At 36.1% G+C, this 25445-nt stretch carries 20 protein-coding genes; 4 read left to right on the forward strand and 16 right to left on the reverse strand.

The features are described 5' to 3' along the window. Positions 1-10: 10 nt before the first annotated feature. A complete protein-coding gene (locus H3R25_RS06630) occupies positions 11-427 on the reverse strand; it encodes a PTS fructose transporter subunit IIA (RefSeq protein ID WP_109715087.1) in 417 nt (138 codons plus the stop codon). A 133-nt stretch (positions 428-560) separates the two neighbouring features. Next, entirely contained in the window at positions 561-3122 is a 2562-nt protein-coding gene (locus tag H3R25_RS06635) for a sigma 54-interacting transcriptional regulator (protein WP_198194661.1), read from the reverse strand. A 468-nt stretch (positions 3123-3590) separates the two neighbouring features. On the opposite strand from H3R25_RS06635, the gene H3R25_RS06640 reads away from it, so the two are divergent. From H3R25_RS06640 to H3R25_RS06655, 4 genes are all read left to right on the forward strand, one after another. Continuing rightward, a complete protein-coding gene (locus tag H3R25_RS06640) occupies positions 3591-4562 on the forward strand; it encodes an ABC transporter substrate-binding protein (RefSeq protein WP_198194662.1) in 972 nt (323 codons plus the stop codon). 402 nt (positions 4563-4964) lie between these two features. Further along, positions 4965-5936: an ABC transporter substrate-binding protein gene (locus tag H3R25_RS06645; protein WP_198194663.1), complete on the forward strand. Its 972-nt coding sequence runs from the start codon at positions 4965-4967 to the stop codon at positions 5934-5936. 30 nt (positions 5937-5966) lie between these two features. After that, complete coding sequence (locus H3R25_RS06650) at positions 5967-6884, forward strand: ABC transporter permease (RefSeq protein WP_109715083.1); 918 nt, start codon at positions 5967-5969, stop codon at positions 6882-6884. Continuing rightward, the gene (locus tag H3R25_RS06655) at positions 6862-7665 is read left to right on the forward strand and encodes an ABC transporter ATP-binding protein (RefSeq protein ID WP_109715082.1); all 804 of its coding nucleotides are present in this window, start codon (positions 6862-6864) and stop codon (positions 7663-7665) included. The genes H3R25_RS06650 and H3R25_RS06655 overlap by 23 nt, the downstream gene beginning before the upstream one ends. Before the next feature lie 40 nt (positions 7666-7705). Here the strand turns inward: H3R25_RS06655 and H3R25_RS06660 are convergent, their stop codons facing one another. From H3R25_RS06660 to ychF, 14 genes are all read right to left on the reverse strand, one after another. After that, complete coding sequence (locus H3R25_RS06660) at positions 7706-8191, reverse strand: TetR/AcrR family transcriptional regulator (protein WP_074425993.1); 486 nt, start codon at positions 8189-8191, stop codon at positions 7706-7708. 27 nt (positions 8192-8218) lie between these two features. Continuing rightward, positions 8219-9580, reverse strand: coding sequence for a DHA2 family efflux MFS transporter permease subunit (locus H3R25_RS06665; RefSeq protein ID WP_198194664.1), 1362 nt, complete (start codon positions 9578-9580; stop codon positions 8219-8221). A 337-nt stretch (positions 9581-9917) separates the two neighbouring features. Next, the gene (locus H3R25_RS06670) at positions 9918-11462 is read right to left on the reverse strand and encodes an ATP-binding cassette domain-containing protein (protein WP_198194665.1); all 1545 of its coding nucleotides are present in this window, start codon (positions 11460-11462) and stop codon (positions 9918-9920) included. A 411-nt stretch (positions 11463-11873) separates the two neighbouring features. Then, a complete protein-coding gene (locus H3R25_RS06675) occupies positions 11874-12581 on the reverse strand; it encodes a coenzyme F420-0:L-glutamate ligase (RefSeq protein WP_198194666.1) in 708 nt (235 codons plus the stop codon). Positions 12582-12676: 95 nt separating this feature from the next. Next, positions 12677-13423 carry an aspartate/glutamate racemase family protein gene (locus H3R25_RS06680; protein ID WP_198194667.1) on the reverse strand — a complete coding sequence of 249 codons (747 nt, stop codon included), beginning with the start codon at positions 13421-13423 and terminating at the stop codon, positions 12677-12679. Positions 13424-13439: 16 nt separating this feature from the next. Continuing rightward, positions 13440-15008, reverse strand: coding sequence for a UDP-N-acetylmuramoyl-L-alanyl-D-glutamate--2,6-diaminopimelate ligase (locus H3R25_RS06685; RefSeq protein WP_122034203.1), 1569 nt, complete (start codon positions 15006-15008; stop codon positions 13440-13442). A gap of 43 nt (positions 15009-15051) precedes the next feature. Next, on the reverse strand, positions 15052-16206 hold the full coding sequence (locus H3R25_RS06690) for a cell wall metabolism sensor histidine kinase WalK (protein ID WP_198194668.1): 1155 nt from the start codon (positions 16204-16206) through the stop codon (positions 15052-15054). Between the two features lie 6 nt (positions 16207-16212). After that, positions 16213-16899, reverse strand: a complete 687-nt coding sequence (locus H3R25_RS06695; protein WP_046305986.1) for a response regulator transcription factor — start codon at positions 16897-16899, stop codon at positions 16213-16215. Between the two features lie 165 nt (positions 16900-17064). After that, the gene (locus tag H3R25_RS06700; protein ID WP_198194669.1) at positions 17065-18045 is read right to left on the reverse strand and encodes an ABC transporter ATP-binding protein; all 981 of its coding nucleotides are present in this window, start codon (positions 18043-18045) and stop codon (positions 17065-17067) included. Between the two features lies 1 nt (position 18046). After that, positions 18047-19573: an ABC transporter permease/substrate-binding protein gene (locus H3R25_RS06705; RefSeq protein WP_198194670.1), complete on the reverse strand. Its 1527-nt coding sequence runs from the start codon at positions 19571-19573 to the stop codon at positions 18047-18049. Positions 19574-19789: 216 nt separating this feature from the next. Then, positions 19790-21658: an ABC transporter ATP-binding protein gene (locus H3R25_RS06710; RefSeq protein WP_109715077.1), complete on the reverse strand. Its 1869-nt coding sequence runs from the start codon at positions 21656-21658 to the stop codon at positions 19790-19792. A 3-nt stretch (positions 21659-21661) separates the two neighbouring features. Then, positions 21662-23386: an ABC transporter ATP-binding protein gene (locus H3R25_RS06715; protein WP_122034197.1), complete on the reverse strand. Its 1725-nt coding sequence runs from the start codon at positions 23384-23386 to the stop codon at positions 21662-21664. A gap of 143 nt (positions 23387-23529) precedes the next feature. Continuing rightward, positions 23530-24312 (reverse strand): DUF1129 family protein, encoded by a 783-nt coding sequence (locus H3R25_RS06720; protein WP_187158522.1) that lies wholly within the window; start codon positions 24310-24312, stop codon positions 23530-23532. A gap of 9 nt (positions 24313-24321) precedes the next feature. Then, a complete protein-coding gene (gene ychF, locus H3R25_RS06725; protein ID WP_074426017.1) occupies positions 24322-25422 on the reverse strand; it encodes a redox-regulated ATPase YchF in 1101 nt (366 codons plus the stop codon). Positions 25423-25445: the final 23 nt, after the last annotated feature.

A 25445-nucleotide genomic window follows, 5' to 3' on the forward strand; every position in this document is an offset into this window, starting at 1 on the left:
TCTTAACTCCTTATTCAAAAAAATCAGATTTCTGATCTTCTACATTCTTTTGTTCTTTTTCCAACTTAAAAAGTTCAACCTGACTTTGGCCAATCAATTCTTCTAAATGTTCTTCTGTCAGCTCTTCACTATCAAGAAAAACTGCCATTACAATTGCTAGATTAGTTTGAGTAACTATAAAAATATCTTTTTCCTTAGCTGCTTCTAAAACCACTTTTTGATTAACGCTACCACCCTTTAAATCTGTGAAAATCACGGCTGGGCGTTGGGCGCCTTTAATAAAGTCGGTGATTTTACTTGTATAATCAGTTTTGTCTACATAAGCGTCTATCACTTGGATTTTGTCTCCCATGCCAGTTAAGATATCAACTGAGCTTTTCAGGCCACTGGCTAAATGCCCGTGACTTGCAATCAATATATCAGTCATCTTTTCCCTCCTTTATTTCCTGTTTACTTTTCTTTTAGCAAGATCTATGCCAGGTTAAACAAAGCTTGAAATAGCAACACAAAAAAAGAAGTGTTTAAAAATTAAACACTTCTTTTTACGCTTTTAAACACTCTTAGATAAACTGTCTAAACAGCTCATATAGCAATGACATTTCGTATGTTGAAACTTTAATATTATATTTCAATTCAATTGGTTGAAAGATACTCTTAGTAATTTTAAAAAATGCACTTTCTTTTTTCGAAGATGGTTCAACCTCAACTTTACCTTCATTGTGCATCATCAATCGTTCAATCATTAAAGCAATGTGCATATAAAGATTCAGCTTGACCTTGCCGTCCAGTTTTAAATTATAAAAGTCTTCGTATTTTTTATTAATTGTTTCAACCTCACTTAAGACAACGTCAGGATTTAAAAAACTCAGTCGTTCTGAAATTCCCTCTTTTGAAAAGAAACGTAACAATTCATTATTAAAACTGTCCAACTGCTCAGGACTTAAATATGGAGAGAGCCACTTCTTGAGCTTGTTTTCCCCGCTTGAATCCAAGATATCGTATAGATTCATGAAGTTAAATTCAACTTCATCTGTAATGTCAATTGTTGTTAATACGAATAGTGTCTGCTTAAAGTATGACCATTTCTTTTCTTCAATTTTTTCCTTTAATGCGTTATAGCCAAGTGGGATGACCTTAATATTATTAGGCAAATACTGTCTCATAATTTCGCTAATCTTTTCGGCAATTCCCAAGCCAGAAATACATGAAACTAAAATATTTAGTGATTGTGAAAAGCCTTCATAATACTTCACACTAATGCCATAGTCTTTATCTGCTTTTTCAGCAATTTGTTTGAATGGCAAGTTTTGCTTCATTTTCAATGCTAAATCAAGTGCCGTTAATGTCGTTAGGTTGTTAACGACCAGTAGATCGCCATCTAATTGAGAGCTAATTTTTGCATAAAGTTGACTTAAAGAGCCCATATCGACCATTAAAATAAACCCATTTGTTGTGTTAAAACTGGCAATTAACTTGTTAGCTTCATTAATGATTAATTTGATATCAGCATCAATTGGCATATCAATTGCATCAAACACATAATTACCACAAAGTGAATTAATAACGCTTTGAATGCTCGTAGCAGTACTCTCCCCGTGCGCAACCATCAGACCACGCAATTGGATGTTTTCATCCACATGATCACTCAATAAGATTGCCAAAATCAAAATCAATCCATTTTGACTTTCTTTATCTAAAACGGATAACTGTTCATAAAACTTATATGACACATGCAATGATCGCGGTAAATGCTCTCTAATAGCTTCTTTAAGATCCTCTAAGTTACAATCGGGCTTAAAGTGATGCTCATAAAGAACGTAGATAATTGGTTCAAGATAATGAGTTTTATTCAAACCATATTGTTTTTCAATGATTTTTTTAAACAAATAACGATGCTGTACATGTAACCCTGATACCAATTCATCGTCAGTAAGAAACTTATTAATTGCTTGAATTTCTAACAGGCAATTATTTAAATTTTTCGTAGAATAGTTAGAAGCTAGCTCATTTAACGAATCGTTAATACTTGCCAATTCGTTGGCTAGACTGAAGTTTTTTGTATAAAATCCTTTGTTGCCTTTACCTACCTTGATCTGACCATAATCTTTAAAAAGTGGTAAAGAATTGGTCCGTAAATTCTTTAATGCCAAAGTAATGACATCAGCATCTTGCTCATCATGATAAGCAGCAGCACATGAAACCTTGATAATGTTTTTTAAATGGCCAATATTACCTGAGTGGTTGAGCTGAACAAGCGATGAAACGACTCGCTTATCAACTATTATTTGTTTATCGATTTTTTGAGCTTCTACATAGAAAAGCGAACTAATTAATTCCAAGCGCTCATCAACTGGCCGATCGATAAAATCAGGCAAATCCACTCTTACTGGTATTCTACGTAAAAAAGTTGGGAGCAAAACTTGCTCTGGCTTCTCTGTAGTTGCCATCACTAGACGGACACTTGCACTTACGGGATGAACATTATCACCAACTTTATAAAATTGTCCTGTGTCTATAAAACTGAATAATTTCTCTTGATTTTCATTGCTCAAGCGATGAACTTCATCTAAAAAAAGATACCCACCGTCTGCTTGCTTTAATAAACCTTCTTTTTCGTTATCAGCTCCTGTATATGCACCTTTAACATAGCCAAATAACATACTGGATATCAACTCTGGATTATTAGCATAATTAGCACAGTTTAGAACAACATAGGGTGCTTTTTCTGTGATAGCACCTTCTTTTTTAGCGTATGTAAAAATTTTGCTCGCCAGATAGCTTTTTCCTGTTCCCGAATTGCCAGTAATTAGCACATCCAACCCGTTTGGTGGATAAGTTACTGCTGCACTTACCTGCTCAAGCACTTTTTCTAGTGAGCCATGATTTCCAATAACGTCGTCAAACTCAGGTGGATTTCTTGTAACTTTTCCTGAAACTTTAGTCCACTTTACAGGACGCTCATCAATCTTTTTTACTTTACCATCCTTAACCAATTGATTAAGATAATGGCTTACAACTGATCTTGATAAATCCAACTCATCAGCTAACTCACTAGTGCCAATTGCTGCATTAGTGGGCAAATTATCAATTTGTCTTAGGACTCGGTTCTTAGCAGTACCCATTATTTCAAACTCCCTCAACTTAACTACCTGTTATAGTTATAAATAATAGCGCTTTCCATTGCAAAAAACTAAAGAAATTTTGAAAAATGTTTTTCCTAGGCGAAAACACTAATTAATAAGCCTTTTGCACTGCCGCATATATTTAGATCCAGTTGACACTTTTTTATTAATAATTTATGCTAAAAGTATTAAAGGTTTGGAGGTAATTTGATGATTTCTAATCAACAATTACAGCAGAATAACCGTTATTACTATAGCTACTATAGATAAGGTCTAAGTTCATCTAGATGAATTTAGACTAAAAAGTTTAAATTTATCTATGATGGCTATAGCTTTTTGAGTGTAATTAGTCACATAGGTTTCTAAGTGGCTAATTATTAGAGCAAAATAGTACTAATAATTAATTTACAGATTAGTTAATGATACCCACTTAGAAATAAGTGGGTATTTTTTATGGAGGATTGCAAAATGCAAATCAAAAAATTAATGGCAGGATTAAGTTTAGCTGGATTACTATTATTAGGAGGCTGCAGCAATGATAAAAAAGCTGATAATGATTCAGACGTAAAACACGTTGGTGTTTTACAAGTCGTTCAACACCCTTCTTTAGACAAAGCATACAAGGGCTTTAAAAAAGGGTTAAAGGAAGAAGGCTATGTCGAAGGTAAAAACCTTAAGATTGATTACCAGAATGCACAGAATAATCAAGATAATCTGAAGAGTATGAGTGAAAAATTGGTTAATGAGAAATCCGATTTAATGCTTGGTATTGCAACTCCTGCTGCTCAAAGTTTGGCAAATGCTAGTCAAGATATCCCAATTGTGGTTACCGCAGTCACCGACTTAAAGGCAGCTAAGCTAGTTAAGTCCGATGCTAAACCCGGTAAAAATGTTACTGGGACCACTGATATGGTTTCAATCGAGAGACAGATTAAGCTACTTCTATCAATTGTTCCCAAGGCTAAAACAAGCGGTATTATGTACAATGCCGGTGAGTCAAATTCAAAAATTCAAGCAGATTTAGCTACAGCTGTTCTTAAAAAAGCAGGAGTCAAAGTTTTAATTAAGACCGCTAACTCAACTAACGATGTTCAACAAGTAACTGAAACTTTAGCTTCAAAGGTTGATGGTATTTTCGTTCCTACTGACAATACTTTTGATTCCGCTGCAGACGTTGTTGGTAAAGTTGTTAAAGAAAAGAAAGTCCCACTAGTGGCAAGTTCAGTTGATCAGGTAAAAACTGGTGGACTTGCTTCAGTCGGAATTGATTACGAATTACTTGGTGAACAAACTGGGAAAATGGCAGCTAAGATTTTAGCTGGTAAAGCTAAACCAGCTGAAATGCCGGTTGAGAAAGCTCATGACATGAAATTAGTTGTCAACAAGAAAATGGCTAAGGCACTTGGAATTAATCCCAAGTCAATCAAAGCACCTAAATAACTGTAAGAAGTATGATTCTGGTCGCTGATATCAGCGACCTTTTTTATTCTGCTAAAACATCCTCCTTCCCTTTTTCCAGATACAACTATTACAAAACTTGACTTTTTCTTCTTTTTTTCCTATAATTTTTTCATCAAGGTTGGAGGTATTTGATAATGAATATTTGTCAAAATTCACAACTGAATAACCGTTATTACTTTAGCTACTTTAGATAGTGTTTGAATTCATCAAGGTGAGTTCAAACAAAACGCAAGTTTGAGTTTATCTATGATGGCTAGAGCGATTTGTTTACGGTTAGCCACATAACTTTTAAGTGGCTAGGCGCAACTATTAAAATTACAAAATAATTTTTGTGATACCCACTTAGAAGTAAGTGGGTATTTTTTTATGGAGGATTGCAAAATGCAGATCAAAAAATTAATGGCGGGGCTAAGTTTAGCCGGATTACTCTTATTGGGTGGATGCAGCAATAATAAAAAAGCTGATAACAGTTCAGAAGTTAAGCATGTGGGGGTTTTGCAAGTTGTACAGCACCCATCCCTTGACAAAGCATATGCTGGATTTAAAAAGGGTCTAAAAAAAGGTGGTTACGTTGAAGGTAAAAACCTTAAGATTGACTACCAAAACGCTCAAAATAGTCAAGACAACCTAAAGAGTATGAGTGAAAAACTTGTGAACGAGAAGTCAGACTTAATTCTTGGAATAGCAACTCCAGCAGCACAAAGTGTGGCTAACTCAACTCAAGATATCCCAGTAGTTGTCACTGCCGTAACGGATTTAAAAGCTGCTAAGTTAGTTGATTCAACCGCAAAACCAGGCAGAAATATTACTGGTACAACCGACATGGTTTCAATTGACAAGCAAATTAAATTGCTTTTATCAATTGTTCCAAAAGCTAAAACAATTGGTGTTATGTACAATGCTGGTGAATCAAATTCAAAGATTCAGGCAGATTTAGCAATCAAGGCTCTTAAAAAAGCTGGTGTAAAAGTAGTAGTTAAAACAGCTAATACAACTAATGACGTTCAACAAGTAACTGAAACTTTGGCAGGAAAAGTTCAAGGCATCTATGTTCCAACTGACAATACCTTTGCTTCAGCTGCTTCAATCATTGGTAAAGTTGTTAAAGAAAAGAAAATTCCGTTGGTTGCCGGCTCAACTGACCAAGTTAAAACTGGTGGTTTAGCTTCAATCGGTATCGACTATGAATCACTTGGCGAACAAACAGGAAAAATGGCCGCTAAAATTTTAGATGGTAAAGCTAAACCTGCTGATATGCCAGTTGAAAAAGCAGAAAAATTACAATTAGTTGTTAACAAAAAGATGGCTAAGGCACTTGGAATTGATCCTAATTCCATTAAAGCCCCTAAATAAATAGCAGAAAGGTAGCGTGAATGTAGAACAATGTTAAATACTTTTTGGGAATTACTTCTCTCAGCATCCTCACAAGGATTGCTTTGGTCACTAATGGCCATTGGCGTATACTTAACTTTTCGGATTCTTGACTTGGCCGATATGACCGCAGAAGGCAGTTTTCCCTTGGGCGGAGCAATCGCCACAATGTGTCTAGTTAAAGGTGTTAACCCTTTTATAGCTACACTAGCAGCTTTTGGCGGTGGCTTAATTGCAGGACTAGTGACAGGAGTTTTAAATACTAAATTACGAATTCCGTCGTTATTAGCCGGAATCATCACAATGACTGGTTTGTACTCGATTACTTCAAGAGTCATGCAAAATGCCGCTAATGTTTCTCTCTTAGGTAAAGAAACAATTTTCTCAATCGCGCAAAAATGGGGCTTATCCAGAAATAATGCAGTTATAGTTATGGGATTAATCATTGCCCTACTAGTAATAGCTTTACTTGTAATTTTCTTCAGAACTGAAATTGGTTTAGCAATGCGTGCAACTGGTGATAATCCACAAATGAGTGCCGCAAATGGTATCAAAACTGAACAAATGAAGATTTTAGGTTACATGATTTCTAACGGTTGTATTGCTCTTTCCGGTGCGTTACTTGCCCAAAATAATGGTTTTGCAGACTTAAACTCTGGTGTAGGTACCCTAGTTATCGGTTTAGCTTCAATCATTATCGCAGAAGTTCTTGTACGCAACTTGCCAATCTGGGGACGTTTACTAACTTTAGTCTTGGGTGCAATTATTTACCGCTTGATTTTAGCGCTAGTTTTCCAGATGAACGTTGAACCTGCAGATGCCAAATTGGCTTCTGCCTTAGTTCTAGTTGTTTGTCTTGTATTACCTAATTTCCATTTACCGCGTAATCTAAAGGGAGGAAAAAATCATGCCAGAAGTACTAAAGATTAAAAATTTACACCAAACTTTTGAAAGTGGAACCGTTAATGAAAACAGAGTGCTGCGCGGCGTTAATTTAGATTTAGAGGCTGGTGATTTTGTTACCATTATCGGTAGTAATGGTGCTGGTAAATCCACTTTACTAAACAGTATTGCTGGAACCATTCCGGTGCAAGAAGGACAAATCATTTTAAACGGAACTGATATTACCAAATTGCCTGTTACCAAGCGTGCTAAAAATATAAGCCGAGTTTTTCAAGACCCTAAAATGGGAACAGCAGTAAGATTGACTGTAGAAGAAAACTTAGCCTTGGCAATGAAACGTGGACAAAGACGTGGCTTTCGTCCGGGAGTTAAAAAGCAAGATCGCAAGTTCTTCAAAAAACAACTCGCTCAGTTAGGACTTAACCTTGAAAACCGTTTGGATACAGAAATTGGTTTATTATCAGGTGGTCAACGTCAAGCAATTACATTATTAATGGCCACATTGCAACGGCCAGATTTAATTTTACTTGATGAGCACACTGCTGCTCTTGATCCCAAAACTTCAATCACAGTAATGGAATTAACCGAAAAGCTAATCAATGACCAAAAGCTAACTGCTTTCATGGTTACACACAACATGGAAGACGCTATTCGCTACGGTAATCGACTAATTATGTTGCATCAAGGAAAAGTTGCAGTTAACTTAGCAGGTGAAGAAAAGCAAAGCTTAACAGTGCCTAAGTTAATGGAATTATTCCAAAAACAAGTTGGTGCTGAAGTTGAAGACGATGCTATGTTACTAGTATAAAAATAAAAAAGCTAATCTACATAAGTAGGTTAGCTTTTTATTATGAACTATGAAGATGTGTTTGAATTACTTTAACAAGATCATCAACTGGCTCTAAACAATCATTTTTTAACCATTCATCTATGACAGCGACTATACCGTTGCGGAAAAAAATTTTGTCATAGTAATTAGTACCTTGCTCCTTTTTACTATTTACAAATCTGTCAGCAATTCCGTTTTGTAAATTTAATTTAAAAAATAAACGATATAGCTCTTGATGTTCTTTAACATGCTGTAATAAATTTGAAAAAGATGGCTCTTCCATATCTTCTTGTATACGAACATACTCGCTAACTAGATATTCTCGAAGTTTATCAATTAAATCATAAATATCCGTGTAGTTATCATAAAACGAAGATCGATTAATTTGTGCTTTTTTACATATCGTAGTAACTTTTAAATCATGTAATTCATGATCTTTCAAAAGTTCAACTACTGCAGTTTGAATTTTCTTACGTGATTCTGTTCGCTTTCGTTTTTTGTCCATTACGTTTAATATAACCTTAAAATTGTACTATTGCTTCTTTCTTAGTCCAATTATACTTATAATCAATTGAATTAAAGCCAAAAGTGTCATTATTTTGAAAGTAAATTTAACACCATAATAGTTTGCAGTTGAATTTGCATTATAAAAATGACTTGCACTAGTCATCACTTCCATAAAAACTGCAGTACCTAATGCACCACTTAGAGTCCTCAGAGCAGTTATAATTGCTGTTCCATTTGCCATCTCTTCTTCAGGCAAACTTTGCATTCCCCATGTAACTATCGGCATCATAAGACATCCAACACCCAAAAGGCGAAGTAAATATAGTATACCTAATAAGAAAACATCCCTCGTTGAATTAATAAAGGTTATTCCAAAGCAACTAATCATAATTAGCAAACTGCCACTAATTGCCAACTTATTGATTCCAAACCGATCGTAGAACATCCCTGTAAGTGGATTAATTAGTGCCATTGCCAACGATCCTGGCAGCATTATTAGGGCAGAAACAACTGCTGATTTCTTCATCACTGTCTGAACTAATATTGGATAAATAGTTGAACTGCCCATCATTACAGCATATAAAAGCATACTAATAATTACCGCCATTCTAAACTTACTATTTTTTAAAATTTTTAAGTTTAAGAAAGGTAGATCACTACTTATTTGTCTTCTACTAAAAATAAAGATTAGTATAATACCAATAACCAGTAAAATTATGCTCTCATATAAATTTGTACTGATGCTACTTAGTCCTACTAAAATCCCTGTTAAACCACCGCTACACAATAATAATGAAACATAATCAAGTTGAATCTTATTCACTGGTGAAACATTTTTAACGCTAAAAGTAGCAAAAATAACAATTACTAATGAAATTATTCCTGTAATTAAAAATATACTGCGCCATCCCCAAGAATCAATTACTATCCCAGTCAGTGTTGGGGCAATTACGGGAGCAGCCCCTGAAGCTAGCCCTAAAATCCCCATAGCCGTACCTTGTTTTTCTGTAGGATAGAGCGTCATAATCACCACTTGTGTCAAGGGTAATACAATACCACTACCTAATGCTTGAAAAATACGACCTAATAATAAAACAGTAAAATTACTTCCATACCAACTAAGTAATGAACCAAATGAAAATAAAATCATTGAAGAAATAAATATTTGTCTTGTAGTATATCGTTTAATCAAATAAGCAGAAATCGGAACCATTATTGCCATTGCTAAACTAAAAGCGCTAGTAAGCCACTGTGCTTTTAGAGCAGTTAATGATAATTCCTGCATAATTTTAGGTAGAGCAGTTGTTAAAGATGTTTGCAATAAAGCCGTAACAATTGCTCCAGTTAATAAAGTGGTAAAAACAAGATTAGCTTTTTTTGTTGTCATTTTTTTATACTCCTTTTTTAATTGTTTCCAATTATATCTGTATAAAAAAAGCAAACAACCAACAATTTGTGTTGATTTGTTGGGAAATATAGAATTATGCCCTCTTATCAAAAGCCCAAAAGGCATACCTTAATATGATACAACAATGACATTATCATAAAATTTATGTAGTTTCCCTGATATACGTTTTGATAGTTAATATCAGTTTTTAAAAAAGGCAGCTATGGTTTTTCTTATCACACTTGTTTCTTTTATCATTTCAGAAACTATGTATCTACACGACAGAATGGAAAAAAATGAATTTTAAAGTAAGCCTCAATTTTTGAATAGCAAGGAACTATTTTTGTTCTTTCTCTAATTCTGCTATCTGCTTAGACATTTCTTGAATCTGGGAAATAGGAATCGAAGTGTCAGCCATCATTTCATCTCGCTTGTATCTTAACAAGCTTAATTCAGCGTTTGTATCCTTGCTTGCTGCATTTGGCAACAGTAACTTGCCTTTAGCAATTTGCCATTTTGGAAAATTCAACTCGTTTATGATACTTTTATCATGCGTAACGATTATTACGGAAAAAGGATAATTTTTTAGAAATGAAGTTAATGCTGTTATAGACGAAATATCTAAAAAGTTATCTGGTTCATCAAGTATTAACATATTATGTTCACCTAACAAAATTTGAGCTAACTTATAGCACACTAATTGTCCCCCACTCAGGCTTGATACTGATATATTCAAGCAATTACCTAAGTGTAAGTCGCCCAATAGCTGCCTAGTAGTCGTTTCATCAAAAACAGTGCTTTTTTTGATTTCATCACCGACTTTTTTAGAGTTGTTAACCTCACTTATAACATCTTGTGTAAAAAAGCCTATTTTTGCTTTAGGATTTATCCACTCAGCTAATAAATTGTTTATCAATTCAGTTAAAAAGAATGTTTTTCCAGAGCCATTTTCCCCAGTCAAAATAATTTTCTCTTTATTCTTTATTTTTAATGTTTCATCAATTTTGAAAAGCGCTCTATTTTCCCGATAAATAGTTTGTGCATCAATTCTTACCAAACTGTCTTTTGCCTTCAACTCTAAATCGGAGACTTTGAAATTATTCAATGTAATTGGATGCCGCGTAACTGGCTTTTTTAATTGACTCACTTCGCGGTCTATCTTTTTAGACATAATTTTGCTTGAGTGTAATAGCTTTTTTTCAATTTTATTCGAGTCCTTTATTTTCCAATCAGACCAAGAGCTATTCTTTTTCTTCTTAGTGGCACTATGCCCTTTACTCTCCAATTGCCTTTGTACTTTTCTTAAGTTGTTAATTTTCTTTTTCTTTAATTGATATTGTGTTTCTTCACGCCGTATATCATCTTCTTCCTTTTTTTGATACTCAGCATATGTGCCCTTAAATTCATTGACGCTATTATCTTCGATATACCAAACGGTATTTACAACTTCTCTAAGAAATTCTTGGTCATGACTTACGATTAGCACCGGCTTACTGAAACTATTAAGTGTCTCAACCAACCATTTTTGTTGAACAATATCTAAATTAGCTGTCGGCTCATCAAGTAATAACACAGCTTGTTTACTTTTATTTACCTTTTTGATTGCAGAAGCAATAGCTTCTTTTTCCTTTTCTCCCCCACTTTTTCTGTCATGATTTAAAAGCTGTGGCACCATATATGTATCACAAAGCCTTACTATATTTTCTTTTATGTCCATTGTACTTGGTTGCTTATTAATTATTCTTAACATAGTAGTCTTGCCAGAGCCGTTAAGTCCTATTAAGCCTATTTTTTGGTGTTGAGTGATGCTTAAGTTGGCAGCAGTAAATAGTTCTTGACCATTATTGTTTACTTGTAGATTTACAATTTTTATATATTCCATAATTAATCTCCTTACATGCTTAGCGTAAAGACTGATATGCAAGTATATTTAAAGTTTCAATATTTTTAGCAAGACATGCTTAAGCTCACCACTGAACTTCGTTATAAAGAAAAAAGATCAATATGTTAATAACATATTGATCTTAGTTTTTTATTCAGATAAACAAAAAATTATCGTATGCGGTAAGACAGTCTAGTAAGATTGATTGGCTCACAAAGACTAGCAAAAGATGGTGCATCTTCTATATCAATATCTTTAACATTTAAATTCAAGTGCATATTTAATCTTCTGCTAATCATCTTTATAATTCCTTAATTTTTATTGTTTATTATACACGTTTTTGCACTTAATAGGCAAAAATTTAATCAGACCTACCATAGCCTCTTTAAAAATTTCCATCAACGTTTTATTTTAATTAACCGTATCCTCAATACTGCTTTGGAAATCCTCTTCATATTTCAGTCCATGTATGCAAGCTAAAGGAATATTAACTCCGCGTTGACCCATTACTAAGCCTGCAGCAGACGCCAACATGTCACACAGTGTTTCAGCAGTTCCGGCAGCCTCATTAATTCTTAAACCTTTTAGACCATACAATCCAACAGCTATTTGGTTTGCACCTTTTTTATCTTTCCTTCCATCACTATCAGTGATAATCACACCAACTTTAACACCTAATTCTTGTAAAAAAGTTTGGCTAATTTTTTGCGCAGACGCATCACAATTTTTCGGTAAGGTAATTGCAGTATTATTTTCACCCCTATCCACTCCGCCACTGGTCAAGCAAAGTCCATTAGGTAACCATGCCCCAATATAGCCACCATCCATTTCTAGCCTTTTGCCAGTTGGATCCCCAGTTTGATCAATTATCACTTGAATTAGACGAGAATCCTTTCTTGGAATTTGTTTATGAATTTTCTGTGCTAAAGCAGAAGGTAATACTTGGTTTAAGTCGACAATATTACCTTCTGCCAATGAGCATATTTTAGAAGCCACACAAATAATATCGCCATTGGATACATTAAATTTCTCTTTTTTTATAGTTTTTGCCAATATCTTTGGTAAATCACATACTGTAGTAATTTTTGGTACACCATTAAGTCCGTTAATTGTAATCATCTTTGTCCCTCTACAATATATTTCGCCTTTTAATAACGAAATATCATTTATATAAAAATAAAAAGTTTCACTCACAATTGCAAGTGAAACTTTTTTTAGTATAAATATTTCTTTACTGCCTCTTTAGAATTCATCCCCGCACGAATTTTCAATTCTAATTCAATCGCTACATCAGCAATGATTGATTGAGGATCAATCACCTTATAAGGATGATCAGGAGCTTTTTCTTGGGCTAAGGAAAGTTCAGTGCAGCCTAACAAAATAACATTACAGCCGTACTCATCATGCATCTTACGCAAAATGCTATGATATAATTCTGCATCCACTATACCCTTTTGCTTGATATTAGTATAAATCAGTTCAGTAACCATCGGCTGAATCTCAGGCCCACCTAGTTCTGCCTGACGGCCAACTGCCGTAATTTCATCAACATATAAATGGTCATAAATTGATCCCTCAGTCGCAATTACACCAATTTTCTGTTCATTAGGATATTCTTCAACAAACCGGTGCACTGCAATCCGCATCATATGCAAAAAAGGGACATCGGTTAGACCAGCAAGGTCATCATAAAAATAGTGTGCTGTATTACACGGCATGATAAAGAAATCTGGACCTAATTGCGCCTGTTGTAAAACATCTTCACGCAAATTGATGAAAAAGTTAGGTTTGGAATGGTCTTTAATATATGCTGTTCGATCAGGTACTTGGGCGTCATTAACCAAAATATAATTTAAATAGTCTTGGTCTTTAGTGATTTTAATTCGGTGGTTAAGCTGCCTTGCAAGACTTTCAGTTGCAATTGTCCCCATACCACCAAGAATTGTAAAAAAGTTTCTCATTTTTGCGCTTTTCTCACTATTTAAAGTGCTCGTTCTGTCCTTCCAGCTCATTAATCATTTGCTGGGCTACATTGATGTCAGAAGGATAAGGAGTATTGACTCCACGAACTTTTTGGAAGCCATCTTCACCCTTACCACAGATTAGAACGACGTCACCATTTTTTGACATACTAATTGCATCATAAATTGCTTTTTGTCGATCTAATTCGATTGTGACATCAACTTTAGAGTGGTCAATTCCCGCGTCAATTTCCTGGCAGATCTCCATTGGATCTTCAAAACCTGGATCGTCAGTTGTCAAAAAGGCCTTGTCAGCATAGGCATTCAAACTCTTACTAAAACCAGGACGTCGTGAAATACCCTTATCACCAGGTGCACCGACTACTACTATGATTTTTGGATTATCAAATTCGCGTTGCATGAAGCCCATTAAAGCCATCATTGATGCTTCATTATGAGCATAGTCAACAACTACCACACCATGATCCTTGGTAACTTCAGTTTGCATTCTTCCGGGAACAGATACTTGGCTTATCCCTTTGGCAGCAGGATCATGTTCCATGCCAGCCAAACCTGCACCAATAACTGCTGCAGTTCCGTTGGATTCGTTAAAATCACCAAGCATCTTCAACTGATAATCACCAGCTATCTTAAGCTGCTTTGCCTTGTCACTAACACAAAGAACTTGGAACTTCGTACGAGCCATATCAAGTTCTTCCGTAGAAAAGCGGAAGTCAATTGTTTGCTTTAAGCTCGGATTGGTGAACTTTTCATCCGCAAATAAGTAAATGCTATCGGGATCTGTTGTTGTGGTAGCTGCTGCGTAGACTTCGTCAAAGTGGGCTGTTTGCGCATTGATAATACACTTGCGCGCATTAACCAACAGCTGTAACTTACAATGCAGATAATCCGCAAAGTTGGGATGTTCATTTGGTCCAATATGATCAGGCGAAATGTTCAAAAAGAAGCCTAAATCATAAGTTAAGCCAAAGACGCGGTTACGCTTATAAGCCTGACTAGAAACTTCCATTACCAAATGAGTCATTCCGTTGTCAACTGCTTCACGCATATCACGGAACAAATCAAGCGACTCTGGTGTAGTTAAACTCGACTTAAAAGTATCTTCTGGCTTTTGACCAACAACATTGTTAACAGAAGAAATTAATGCAGTACGTCCACCATTAACCTGATCTAGCATCCCCTTTAAAAAGTAAGAGGTTGTTGTCTTGCCCTTAGTTCCAGTAATTGCAATTACATACAAATCATCTTGTGGAAAACGGAAAAATGCCGCAGATAGCAATGCCATTGCCTTTGAAACATCGCGAACAATCAGTGCGTGCATCCCTTTACCTTCTGGGTATGGCTGTTCAGCCACATAACAGTTAGCACCATTATCTTTTGCCATTGATAAATAAGTTGGTCTAAAACCGGCACCTTTGCAGAAAAACAAGGTGTTGGTTTTAATATCACGTGAATCGTATGACACATATTCCATTTTGGTCATAACAGTATCTTGAACTGCGCTCGATTTAAGTAAGTGATGTTCTTTTAATATTAAAATACAGGTATTTAAAGAAATACTCATGCTATACCCCTCTATTTGTTATCTAGTCAAAATTATAACACAGCTAGGCTAGAGATTTTGTATTCTTTGGGTCTAATGGCAAACAAATGATAAAACGTGTCCACTTATCGTCGGATTCACAGCGAATGTTGCCATGGTGCAAGTCGACTATGCTCTTCGTAATAGCTAAGCCAAGTCCAGTTCCACCAGTTTGAGTATTCCGCGAGCCTTCCATACGATAAAAGCGCTCAAAAATTTTCTTTAAAGAGTCCTTGGGAATGCGCTCACCGTTATTTTCTACCCGTAATTCAACCTCATTGTTATTAACTAAATTGGCAATCAAGTTTATTTGGGTAGCACCGGTACCATATTTCAAGGCATTAGTAATCAAGTTATTATACACACGCACTAATTTTTCTGGGTCAGCTTGAATCGTCAAGTCTTTGGGTCTTGTTTCAATGTTAAAAACAACCCCCTTTTCATCTGCTTCAAATTCAAAACCAGCTGCTACTTGTTCAAGCATTGAAAAAATATGCAGGGAGGTCAGGTTCAAACTAGTATTAGTAGATTTTAGCGTTGTATATTCAAGCAAATCATGTGCAAGTGACTTCATTTGTTCCGCTTTAGAATACGCAATGTTAAGGTAGCGTTGCTGTTCTTCTGGATCGTCTACACCAGATTTAAGCAAGCCGAGATAACCGATAATTGATGTTAATGGCGTCCTAATATCATGTGAGACGTTGCTAATTAATTCATCTTTTGATTGCTCAATTGCCCTTTCTTCATTAATTGCATTTACAGTACTGTCAACTAAAGAATTGATTGAATCAATTACCTTTTGTAAATCGGTTTTCACTTTAAACGAAATAGTGTGGTCAAAATGACCTTGAGCAATATAGTGCAGCTCTGAAATAACATGGCGCAACTGCATTTGATGATATCGTCTAATTAAACGCCAATATAAGACAATCAAATCGCCGATGCCCATCATGACCAAAAACGTATTTTGCCAGGACCATAGGTGCCGACCCCCAGCAAACGTGATTGTTTTTTTCAAAAAATAAATACCGTTTACTAAGTTCTTATTTTGCAAAATCGTTAAATTGATCAAAATAACAATGGATAAATTGAGTAATAGGAGTAGCACAATTGTAATCACGCCTTCAGCAAACAGTTCACTTTTTTCCGTAGCTGTTAACTTGACATGTTCTTTATTCATTTTTATTTAGGCCTCAACCTTATAACCTACACCCCAGACAGTCTGGATAACGTCTTCGCCGCCAGTAGCTTTCTGGATTTTGTCACGCAAATGCGAAACGTGGACCATTACAGTCTTGGCCGAGACAATAGATTCCTGTTGCCATACTCGTTCGAAAATTTCGTCGGCAGAAAAAACACGATTTGGGTGACTAGCAAGTAAATACAAAATGCCAAATTCCAAAGCTGTTAATTGAATATCTTTGCCATCAATTGTTTTTACTTCGTGTGAATCGCGGTTAATAACTAGAGGGCCGATTTCCAAAACATCTGGTTCATCATCCTTAACTTGCTTTTGACTCCGACGTAAAAGTGAACGTACCCGAGCCATTACTTCAAGCGGATTAAATGGCTTTGAAACGTAGTCATCAGCACCAGTAATTAGGCCCTGAATTTTATCCATGTCGCCGGTTTTAGCTGACACAATAATAATTGGAATATCAGAGTCCTTCCGAACTTCTTTAATTACATCAATTCCGCTCATACTTGGCATCATTACGTCCAAAATCATTAACGAAATATCAGGTGTAGTAGTTAATTTAGTGATAGCTTCTTTACCACTATATGCTATAACCGGAGTATAACCTTCATTCTTTAGATAAATACTCAATAATTCGACAATTTCTTTATCGTCATCGACTACTAAAATTTTCATAGGGCTTTGTCCCTTCTTTTTATTTATTAATTATTGTGAATAATCTCTACCACTTATAGTGTAGCAGACTCTATAATTCATATTTTAGCTAATTTTGTTACAATCACCTAACATTCACACATAACTTATCTTTTTGTTAAAAAAGCTGGGCACTTGGCCCAACTTTTAGCTAAAATCATTTATTCCATTTAAGTATTTAATTATCCATTGCCGGTCAATTAAACCAATAAATTTACCATCATGATCCTGAACCGCAACTTTTTCGGCATTACATAAAAGGCTGAGCACTTTAGCCAACTTTTCATCAACGCTGATTGTTGGAAGCTGCTCGCTTTCTTGTCCATAATCTTCAGCCAGCTGATTGAAGAGGATTGCTTGTCTTACAGGCGTTTCGTAGATATCCTTACCCAAGCTGCCACGGAAAAAGTCTTGGACGAATTGATTAGCCGGATGACGCAAGATTTCATTGGGCTCGCCCACTTGAAGCAGCTCACCATCTTTCATGATTCCAATTCGATCTGCTATTTTAAGTGCCTCGCTCATATCATGGGTGACAAAAACAATTGTGTTATGTAGATTTTCATGCAGGTCGACAACTAAGTCTTGTAAATTAGTTCGAGATAATGGATCAAGCGCACTAAACGGTTCGTCCATTAAAACAATTGGCGGCTGAGAAGCAATCGCACGTAAAATACCTATTCGTTGCTGCTCTCCGCCAGATAGTTCACTAGGATAGCGAGAAGAATAGCTTTTAGGATCAAGTCCTACTTCGGCTAACAATTGCTCAGTTTTCCTTTGCTGCTTCTTATCATTGCGCCGACATTCGCCCTTAATTTCTGGAATTAGCGAGATGTTTTGAGCAACGGTCATATTCGGAAATAATGCAATTTGTTGTAAAACATAACCAATATTCCAGCGCAATTTCTGTAAATCATATGAAGTAGTTGGTTGCTCATTTACCAGTACTTGTCCGGTCGTAGGGTCTTCCAATCGGTTAATCATCTTAATTGATGTTGTTTTACCACTACCTGAATTTCCAACTAAGACGAACAATTCACCCTGCTTAATTTCAAGATTAAGGTCATTAATTACTAACTTATCGGCAAAAGATTTTTTTACATGCTCAAATTTTATTGCTGTCGTCATCTTAATTCTCCTTAATCAAATGATGCTTAACCAAATATTGGTGTGCAACTTTGCCAGGATCAACGTTTTTTACGTTAACTTCATAGTTCATTTCCTGCATTTCTTTTTCAGTAATCTTACCGGCAAGCTTATTTAGGCTTTGAACAATCTTTGGATGTTTATTGGCAAAATCTATGCTCATTAAAGGCGCACCCTGATAAATGGGAAAATTATGTTTATCATCCCGCAGAATGCTCAAGTGGTATTGTCGTAGCTCACTGTCAGTAGAATAAGCATCAACAACATTTACCTTATTTTGTTGAATTGCTTGGTAACGTAGCGCTGGTTCCATTGACTTAACAGGAAAGTCAATATCATAACGCTTTTTAATTCCTTTGAAACCATCACCACGATCAATGAATTCCATGGTCATTCCACCCTTTAATTGAGACTGAATTGGTGCTAAATCGCTGATTTTATGCAGATGATGCTTGTTCATAAACGAAGTTTTTACTGCTAACGCATATGTATTGTCGTACGCCATTGGCTTTAACAAAGCCAACTTGTCTTGCTGCTTCATTAATTGCCGAGCTTTTTGATAAGTTTGCTGTTCATCAAGTCCGGAAGTTGAAATTGGCTTTTTAGCAAAAGTCTCTAAGATTGTTCCGGTAAATTCTGGATAAATATCAATTTTATTATTTTTAAGTGCACTATATAAAAAAGTAGTCTTACCAAAATTCGGCTTCAAAACAACTTTAACGTGTGCATCACCATCTTCAATTAATTCCTTATACATATTAATCAAGATTTCTGGCTCTGAGCCAAGTTTACCTGCAATAGTAATTGTTTCCGTGCGATTCTCCACAGCCTGATAAATGCCTGAGCCTGCTAGGAAAAACAGACAAACTGCAAAAACGCCTAAAGCCTTTTTCACAGATGCATGCTCAAGCCATTTAATTAGAGCACTCAAGCAGATTGCCAGCGCACCTGAACAAACCGCACCAATAATAATCAAAGCAGTATTATTGCGATCAATTCCCAGTAAAATAAAACTACCTAGACCACCCGCACCAATTAATGCAGCCATTGTCGCCGTTCCAACAATTAATACCAGCGCAGTTCGAATACCAGAGATAATTGTTGGTAACGCTAGCGGTATCTCAACCTTGCATAACTTCTGCATCCTTGACATTCCGAAAGCATTTGCAGCTTCTTCTAGTGCCGGATCAATTCCAGTTAAGCCAATATAAGTGTTCTGAAAAATTGGCAGTAATGCATAGACAACAAGTGCAATCACTGCTGGAACAGTCCCAATTCCAACAAGTGGAATTAATAATCCTAAAAGGGCTAGCGAAGGAATCGTTTGTAAAATACTAGTCACCTGTAAGAGAAATTCCGCCGCCTTTTTGTGCTTCGTTGCCCAAAAAGCAAGCGGCATGGCAATTATCATCGCCAACAATAGCGAAACAAGCGAAATTTGTAAGTGCTGTAAGAGTGCTACCCACAAATCGCCCCTGCGTTCGCTCAGAATTTGAAGTATTTGGTTCATCACTAATTTCCTTTTATTAATACCACATGCATGCTAATGCTGAATATAGTATTTTTAACCTATCATTATAATTTTATCTTTGTATAATGATAACACAAACAAGTGTTCTAAGCCAAACATCTGCTTTACGGTATTTCCTTTATTTGAGCGCTTTTTATGAGCATACAAAAAATCCCAACCTCTTCTAATAAGAGATTAGGATTTCTTAATTTAAGACTATTCGATTTCCTTTTTACCAGTATATAACTCGTAGTAATAGCCTTTTTCTTTCAATAGTTCTTGGTGATTACCAGCTTCAATAATGTGACCATGGTCGAGAACCAGAATCAAGTCAGAGTTAACAATTGTCGATAACCGGTGGGCAATTACAAAACTAGTTCGTCCAGCCAACAGGTTATCCATTCCTGCTTGAACAAGTTTCTCAGTTTGAGTATCAATACTTGAAGTTGCTTCATCCAGAATCATTACTGGCTCATCAGCAATCATTGCTCGTGCAATACTTAGTAACTGCATTTGACCTTGAGAAAGATCTCCACCATTACCATCAATTACAGTCTTATAGCCTTCATCTAGATTATGGATGAATTCATCAGCATGCGATAAATGCGCTGCTTGGTAAACATCATCATCACTTGCTTCCATATTACCAAATCTGATGTTATCCATTACAGTTCCGGTAAACAGGTGAGTTTCCTGCAAAACAATTGATAGTGAATGACGCAAGTCATCCTTCTTGATTCTGCTAATTGGAATGCCATCGTAGGTAATTGTTCCTGAATTAATCTCATAAAACCGATTAATCATATTGGAAATAGTTGTTTTACCCGCACCGGTTTCACCAACAAGTGCAACTTTCATTCCTGGTTTTGCATCAAGAGAAATGTTATACAAAATTTGTTTATTTGGTGAGTAGCCAAAGTTAACATTGTCAAATACAATGTGCCCTTTGACAGTTACTTGCTTAACAGATCCATCTTTTTGAGGAACATTCCAGTGCCATGCACCCTTAACGTCACGGTCCTTAGTGATAGTTACATCACCATCATCAGTTTCAACCGGTTCATCTTCCAAATCAAAAATTCGTTTAGCACCAGCCAAAGCCATTACGATTGAGTTTAACTGTTGCGAAATTTGTGCAATTGGCATTGAGAACTGTTTTGCTAGCTGCAAGAAGGCACCAATCACACCCAATGAAATTGGTGCGAGGTGGTTAAGTGAAACGGCACCACCAATAACTGCAATTAAAACATAAAGTAAGTTACCCATGTTGCCCATAATGGGGAACAAGACAGTAGCGTATGTATTTGCCTTACCAGCTGCATTTTCTAGGGCATGGTTGTAAGTTTCAAACTCCTCTTCAACTTCTGGCTCATGACTGAAGACCTTGATAACTTTCAGTCCATTAAGCATTTCTTCGTTATAGCCGTTAACTTGCCCAAGTTCTTTTTGTTGCAATTGGAAGTAGTGCGATGAACGAGAAGTTAGGAAACGCACAATTCCTAGTGACAGCACAAACATCACTAAAGTGAAAATTGTTAACTGCCAACTTAAAGTAAACATTGCCACTAAGGCGAAGACAATGTTTAAAGTTGAGTTCATAAATTGCGGAATTGACTGGGAGATCATTTGCATTAATGTATCAATATCGTTTGTATAACGACTCATGATATCGCCATAGTCATTTTCATCAAAATATGAAATTGGCAATTTTTCCATGTGCTCAAACATTTCATTACGTACCCGATACTGAACCTTTTGAGCTAAAACAGCCATTAAGACGGCAAACAGGTAACTAGAAATAAAACCAATTGCATAAAAACCAAACATCACCACAATTGCTTGCCAAAGTGGACCAAAATTTGGATGTGCTTGTTTTGTTAGAGGAATAATATAAACATTAATTAACCGTTCAATAAATAGTGATCCAATTATGTTAGCCCCTGCCGACAAAATAATGGCGATGATAGATGTAATAAGCATCCAAGGACTAGTATTTGCGATTAACTTCAATAATCTAAATAAGGTAGTAGTTCGCTGCCCCTTCATTTCTGCATTTTTATTTGTCACTGCTTTATCCAAATTCATCACCTACTTCTTTTGTTCTTCTTGGAATTTAGCAATTGAGCTATACAGATCGTTACGTTTCATCAACTCATCATGGTTACCAATATCTTGAATGTTTCCATCATCCATTACGATAATTCGATCTGCATCCTTAATTGAAACAATTCGTTGGGAAATGATAATTTTAGTTGTATCCGGCATTTCTTGTGCTAACGATTCACGAATTTCACGTTCCGTTTGCGTATCAACAGCCGAAGTCGAGTCGTCCAAAATTAAAATTTTCGGTTTCTTCAAAAGTGCTCTGGCAATAGTAATTCTTTGTTTTTGTCCACCAGAAACGTTGTTACCGCCTTGTTCAACCATTGTGTCGTATTTATCAGGCATTTCTTGAATAAAATCATCCGCGTGGGCAATCTTTGAAGCAGCTAAAATTTGCTCGTCAGTTGCATTCTCATTTCCCCATTTCAGATTGTCCTTAATTGTGCCAGAGAATAACACGTTGTTTTGCAAAACAACTGCAACATTATCACGTAAAGTCTTTAAGTCATAAGATTTAACGTTATGTCCAGAAACGCGAACTGCACCCGAGTCCGTATCATATAAGCGCGGAATCATTGAAACTAAAGTTGATTTTGATGAACCAGTTTTACCAATGATACCTAGTGTTTCACCAGGCTTAATTTTTAAGTTTATATCATGCAAAGCATAGTTCTTATCATCCGGATTGTACTTAAAGTTAACGTGATCAAAGATGACTTCACCATTAGTAACTTCTTTTAATGGCTTACGTGGGTTTTCAATAGATGGCTTCTCATTGATTACTTCAGCAATTCTTCGACCACTAGCGGCTGAAACGACAAGCTGGGTAAAGATCATTGCTAAAATATTCAGACTGTTTAAAACGGAGTTTGAATATGAGAACATTGAAATCAATTGACCGGCTTGTAAAGTACCACCAACGATTTCCTTTGCACCAAACCAGCAAATTGCTAAGTTTGAAATATTCAAAACAGCTATCACAACCATTGAGTTAAGTGACATGATTTTTTGTGCTGTTGAAAATAGCTTGTAAATAAAGCCAGACGACTTCTTAAACTTAGTCGTTTGCTCATCTTCTTGAACATATGTCTTAACTTCACGAATACCACGAATGTTTTCACGAACCACTTGGTTCATCTGATCGTAGCCCCTAAAAATTTTAGGGAAATATGGGTTAGCACTTTTAATAATAAGTGCCATGATAATCACGAAAACAGGAGCAATAACGACAAAGATTAACGACAATCTAGGGCTGATGATTAGAGACATAATGATTGAAACAATCAACATCATTGGTGCTCTAACAGCAATTCTGATCAGCATTTGATATGCCATTTGAATGTTGTTAACATCTGTCGTCATTCTAGTTACAAGACTGGAGCTGGAAAATTTATCGATATTTTCAAACGAAAAGTCTTGAACATGGTAAAACATATCTTTTCGCAGATTAGCAGCAAAACCTGCTGCAGCGTGAGCGGAGAAATAGCTCGCACCTGCACCTAAAACAAGTGACACAATTGTAATCACGAACAACAGCAAACCTGTTTTCATGATATACGGCATGTTACCCTTCATGATTCCATTATCAATTAAAATACCAACTAAATATGGTATCAGCATTTCAATGATAACCTCACCAATAACAAAAAGTGGGGACAGCAAAGATTGCTTCTTGTACTGCCTAATTGATTTACGCAGTGTATTAATCATTAAGTACCTCTTTCTATCCACGGGAAAATAGCTATTTCTCGGAGTGCAAATTTTAATTTAAAAGGATAAATAGACTTAAAAATCTATTTATCCTTGTAAATATATAGTTATTTAATTATAGACCTTTTTTTTACAAAAAGCACCTATTTGTTTGTTGTCGCCGGATTAAAAACTGAACCAATTATTTGGAAGTGACGACGGAATACCCAACGAATTCCATATGCTGCAACTGCAATAATAATGTTAGCTACTCCAGACAAAACAGGATTAATAATTCTTAATGCTGGAATTGCCAATACCCAGAAGCAAGCAAACAGAATTACCAGCATCAGGACAAAGCCCCAAATCAATTTTGACCAAGGAATTTTTCTGTTCTTTCCAGCTGAAGGTAAAACCCATTCATTATATTTGGTCATGAAAACGCCCATTACACCACCTACAAGAACTAGTGACAAAATTCCCATTTGCGAATTATTCTTTGAGTTTGGCGTAAAGAGTGCAATAACACCAAAAATACCAACAAATAATGCAATATATAAAAGTGCACTGTCTACTGCATATTGCCAAAATGGAATATCAGCCGCAGTCTTTTTCTTTGGCTTTAACATATCAGCTGCCTTGAGCTTTGGTGCCATGCCATAAAAAGTAGAAGCTGGTTGACCATGACGTTGAGCAACGACTAGGTCAGCCAATAAATCATCAACCCGTTTATTTGCATCTTCAGCGCTCATTTTGCCTTGAGTTTCTAATTCTTTTTGCAAGCGATAAATGTAATCAGAGTTTTTATTACTTAACTGCTGACGCAGTTGCTCCGGATTCATTTCCTTCACTTCATCGTCTTTGTTTTGACTCTCAACTTTTTCTTTCAGCTTTTCCTGCTTACTCGTATCTATTTTTACTTCTTCTTCAGTTTTCTTTTCAGCCATTATCTTTTCCTAAACATTAAATCTAAATTCAATAATGTCGCCGTCTTCGACTTCATAGTCTTTTCCTTCAAGGCGCAACTTGCCGGCTTCTTTAACCTTTTGCATTGTTTCATATTTGTCCAAGTCAGCAAATGAAACAACTTCAGCACGGATAAAGCCACGTTCAAAGTCTGAGTGAATTACACCAGCAACTTGTGGGGCTTTCATACCTTCATGGAAAGTCCACGCACGTGTTTCTGGTCCACCAGCTGTGAAGAATGTTCTAAGTCCTAAGATATGATATGCTGCTCTGATTAAACGGTCTAGTCCTGACTCACTGACACCTTCAGCCTCTAAAAATTCAGCTTTTTCATCATCATCAAGTCCAGCTATTTCTTCTTCAGTAGCAGCTGAAATTCCTAAGCACTCAGCATTTTCACTTTCTGCATGCTTTTTAACGATTTGGAAGTATTGGTCACTTTCGGGATCAGCCATAGAATCTTCAGCAATATTGGCAACATAGATAACTGGCTTAGCTGTCAATAGGAACAAGCCTTTAACAATTTTTTGCTCTTCTTCATTAAAACTGATTGAGCGTACGGCCTTGCCTTCTTCTAAAACTGGTTTGATTTTTTCCAAAACATCAAGTTCAGCTTTAGCCTCCTTATCTTTTTGTTGTGCAAGCTTCTTTACCTTGTCAATTCTACGATTAACTGCATCCAAATCGGAAATTGCCAATTCCAAGTTAATGGTGTTGATGTCCTCTTCTGGATCCACCTTACCAGTTACAGAGGTAATGTTGTCATCTTCAAAAGCACGTACTACATGAACAATCGCATCTGTTTGACGAATGTTTTCTAAGAACTTGTTACCAAGCCCTTCACCTTTTGACGCACCCTTAACCAAACCTGCAATATCAGTAAATTCAAAAGTTGTGTGAACAATTTTTTTCGCAGGTACTAATTCCTGAATTCGTGCCAAACGCTTATCAGGTACTTCGACCATCCCTACATTTGGTTCAATCGTGGCGAATGGGTAGTTAGCCATTTCGGCCCCCGCCTTAGTAATTGCGTTAAATAAGGTTGACTTCCCAACATTTGGCAATCCAACAATACCAGCAGTTAATGACATCTTTATCCTCTTCTTTTTACTTC

The organism is Lactobacillus sp. M0390, from assembly GCF_016102085.1.
GTDB classification, from domain to species: Bacteria; Bacillota; Bacilli; order Lactobacillales; family Lactobacillaceae; genus Lactobacillus; species Lactobacillus apis.

What these genes read in the sequence shown, in the direction of transcription:
- H3R25_RS06630 (WP_109715087.1), bottom strand. Translation starts at nt 427, where the DNA reads ATGACTGATATATTGATTGCAAGTCACGGGCATTTAGCCAGTGGCCTG.
- H3R25_RS06635 (WP_198194661.1), bottom strand. Translation starts at nt 3,122, where the DNA reads ATGGGTACTGCTAAGAACCGAGTCCTAAGACAAATTGATAATTTGCCC.
- H3R25_RS06640 (WP_198194662.1), top strand. Translation starts at nt 3,591, where the DNA reads ATGCAAATCAAAAAATTAATGGCAGGATTAAGTTTAGCTGGATTACTA.
- H3R25_RS06645 (WP_198194663.1), top strand. Translation starts at nt 4,965, where the DNA reads ATGCAGATCAAAAAATTAATGGCGGGGCTAAGTTTAGCCGGATTACTC.
- H3R25_RS06650 (WP_109715083.1), top strand. Translation starts at nt 5,967, where the DNA reads ATGTTAAATACTTTTTGGGAATTACTTCTCTCAGCATCCTCACAAGGA.
- H3R25_RS06655 (WP_109715082.1), top strand. Translation starts at nt 6,862, where the DNA reads ATGCCAGAAGTACTAAAGATTAAAAATTTACACCAAACTTTTGAAAGT.
- H3R25_RS06660 (WP_074425993.1), bottom strand. Translation starts at nt 8,191, where the DNA reads ATGGACAAAAAACGAAAGCGAACAGAATCACGTAAGAAAATTCAAACT.
- H3R25_RS06665 (WP_198194664.1), bottom strand. Translation starts at nt 9,580, where the DNA reads ATGACAACAAAAAAAGCTAATCTTGTTTTTACCACTTTATTAACTGGA.
- H3R25_RS06670 (WP_198194665.1), bottom strand. Translation starts at nt 11,462, where the DNA reads ATGGAATATATAAAAATTGTAAATCTACAAGTAAACAATAATGGTCAA.
- H3R25_RS06675 (WP_198194666.1), bottom strand. Translation starts at nt 12,581, where the DNA reads ATGATTACAATTAACGGACTTAATGGTGTACCAAAAATTACTACAGTA.
- H3R25_RS06680 (WP_198194667.1), bottom strand. Translation starts at nt 13,423, where the DNA reads ATGAGAAACTTTTTTACAATTCTTGGTGGTATGGGGACAATTGCAACT.
- H3R25_RS06685 (WP_122034203.1), bottom strand. Translation starts at nt 15,008, where the DNA reads ATGAGTATTTCTTTAAATACCTGTATTTTAATATTAAAAGAACATCAC.
- H3R25_RS06690 (WP_198194668.1), bottom strand. Translation starts at nt 16,206, where the DNA reads ATGAATAAAGAACATGTCAAGTTAACAGCTACGGAAAAAAGTGAACTG.
- H3R25_RS06695 (WP_046305986.1), bottom strand. Translation starts at nt 16,899, where the DNA reads ATGAAAATTTTAGTAGTCGATGACGATAAAGAAATTGTCGAATTATTG.
- H3R25_RS06700 (WP_198194669.1), bottom strand. Translation starts at nt 18,045, where the DNA reads ATGACGACAGCAATAAAATTTGAGCATGTAAAAAAATCTTTTGCCGAT.
- H3R25_RS06705 (WP_198194670.1), bottom strand. Translation starts at nt 19,573, where the DNA reads ATGAACCAAATACTTCAAATTCTGAGCGAACGCAGGGGCGATTTGTGG.
- H3R25_RS06710 (WP_109715077.1), bottom strand. Translation starts at nt 21,658, where the DNA reads ATGAATTTGGATAAAGCAGTGACAAATAAAAATGCAGAAATGAAGGGG.
- H3R25_RS06715 (WP_122034197.1), bottom strand. Translation starts at nt 23,386, where the DNA reads ATGATTAATACACTGCGTAAATCAATTAGGCAGTACAAGAAGCAATCT.
- H3R25_RS06720 (WP_187158522.1), bottom strand. Translation starts at nt 24,312, where the DNA reads ATGGCTGAAAAGAAAACTGAAGAAGAAGTAAAAATAGATACGAGTAAG.
- ychF (WP_074426017.1), bottom strand. Translation starts at nt 25,422, where the DNA reads ATGTCATTAACTGCTGGTATTGTTGGATTGCCAAATGTTGGGAAGTCA.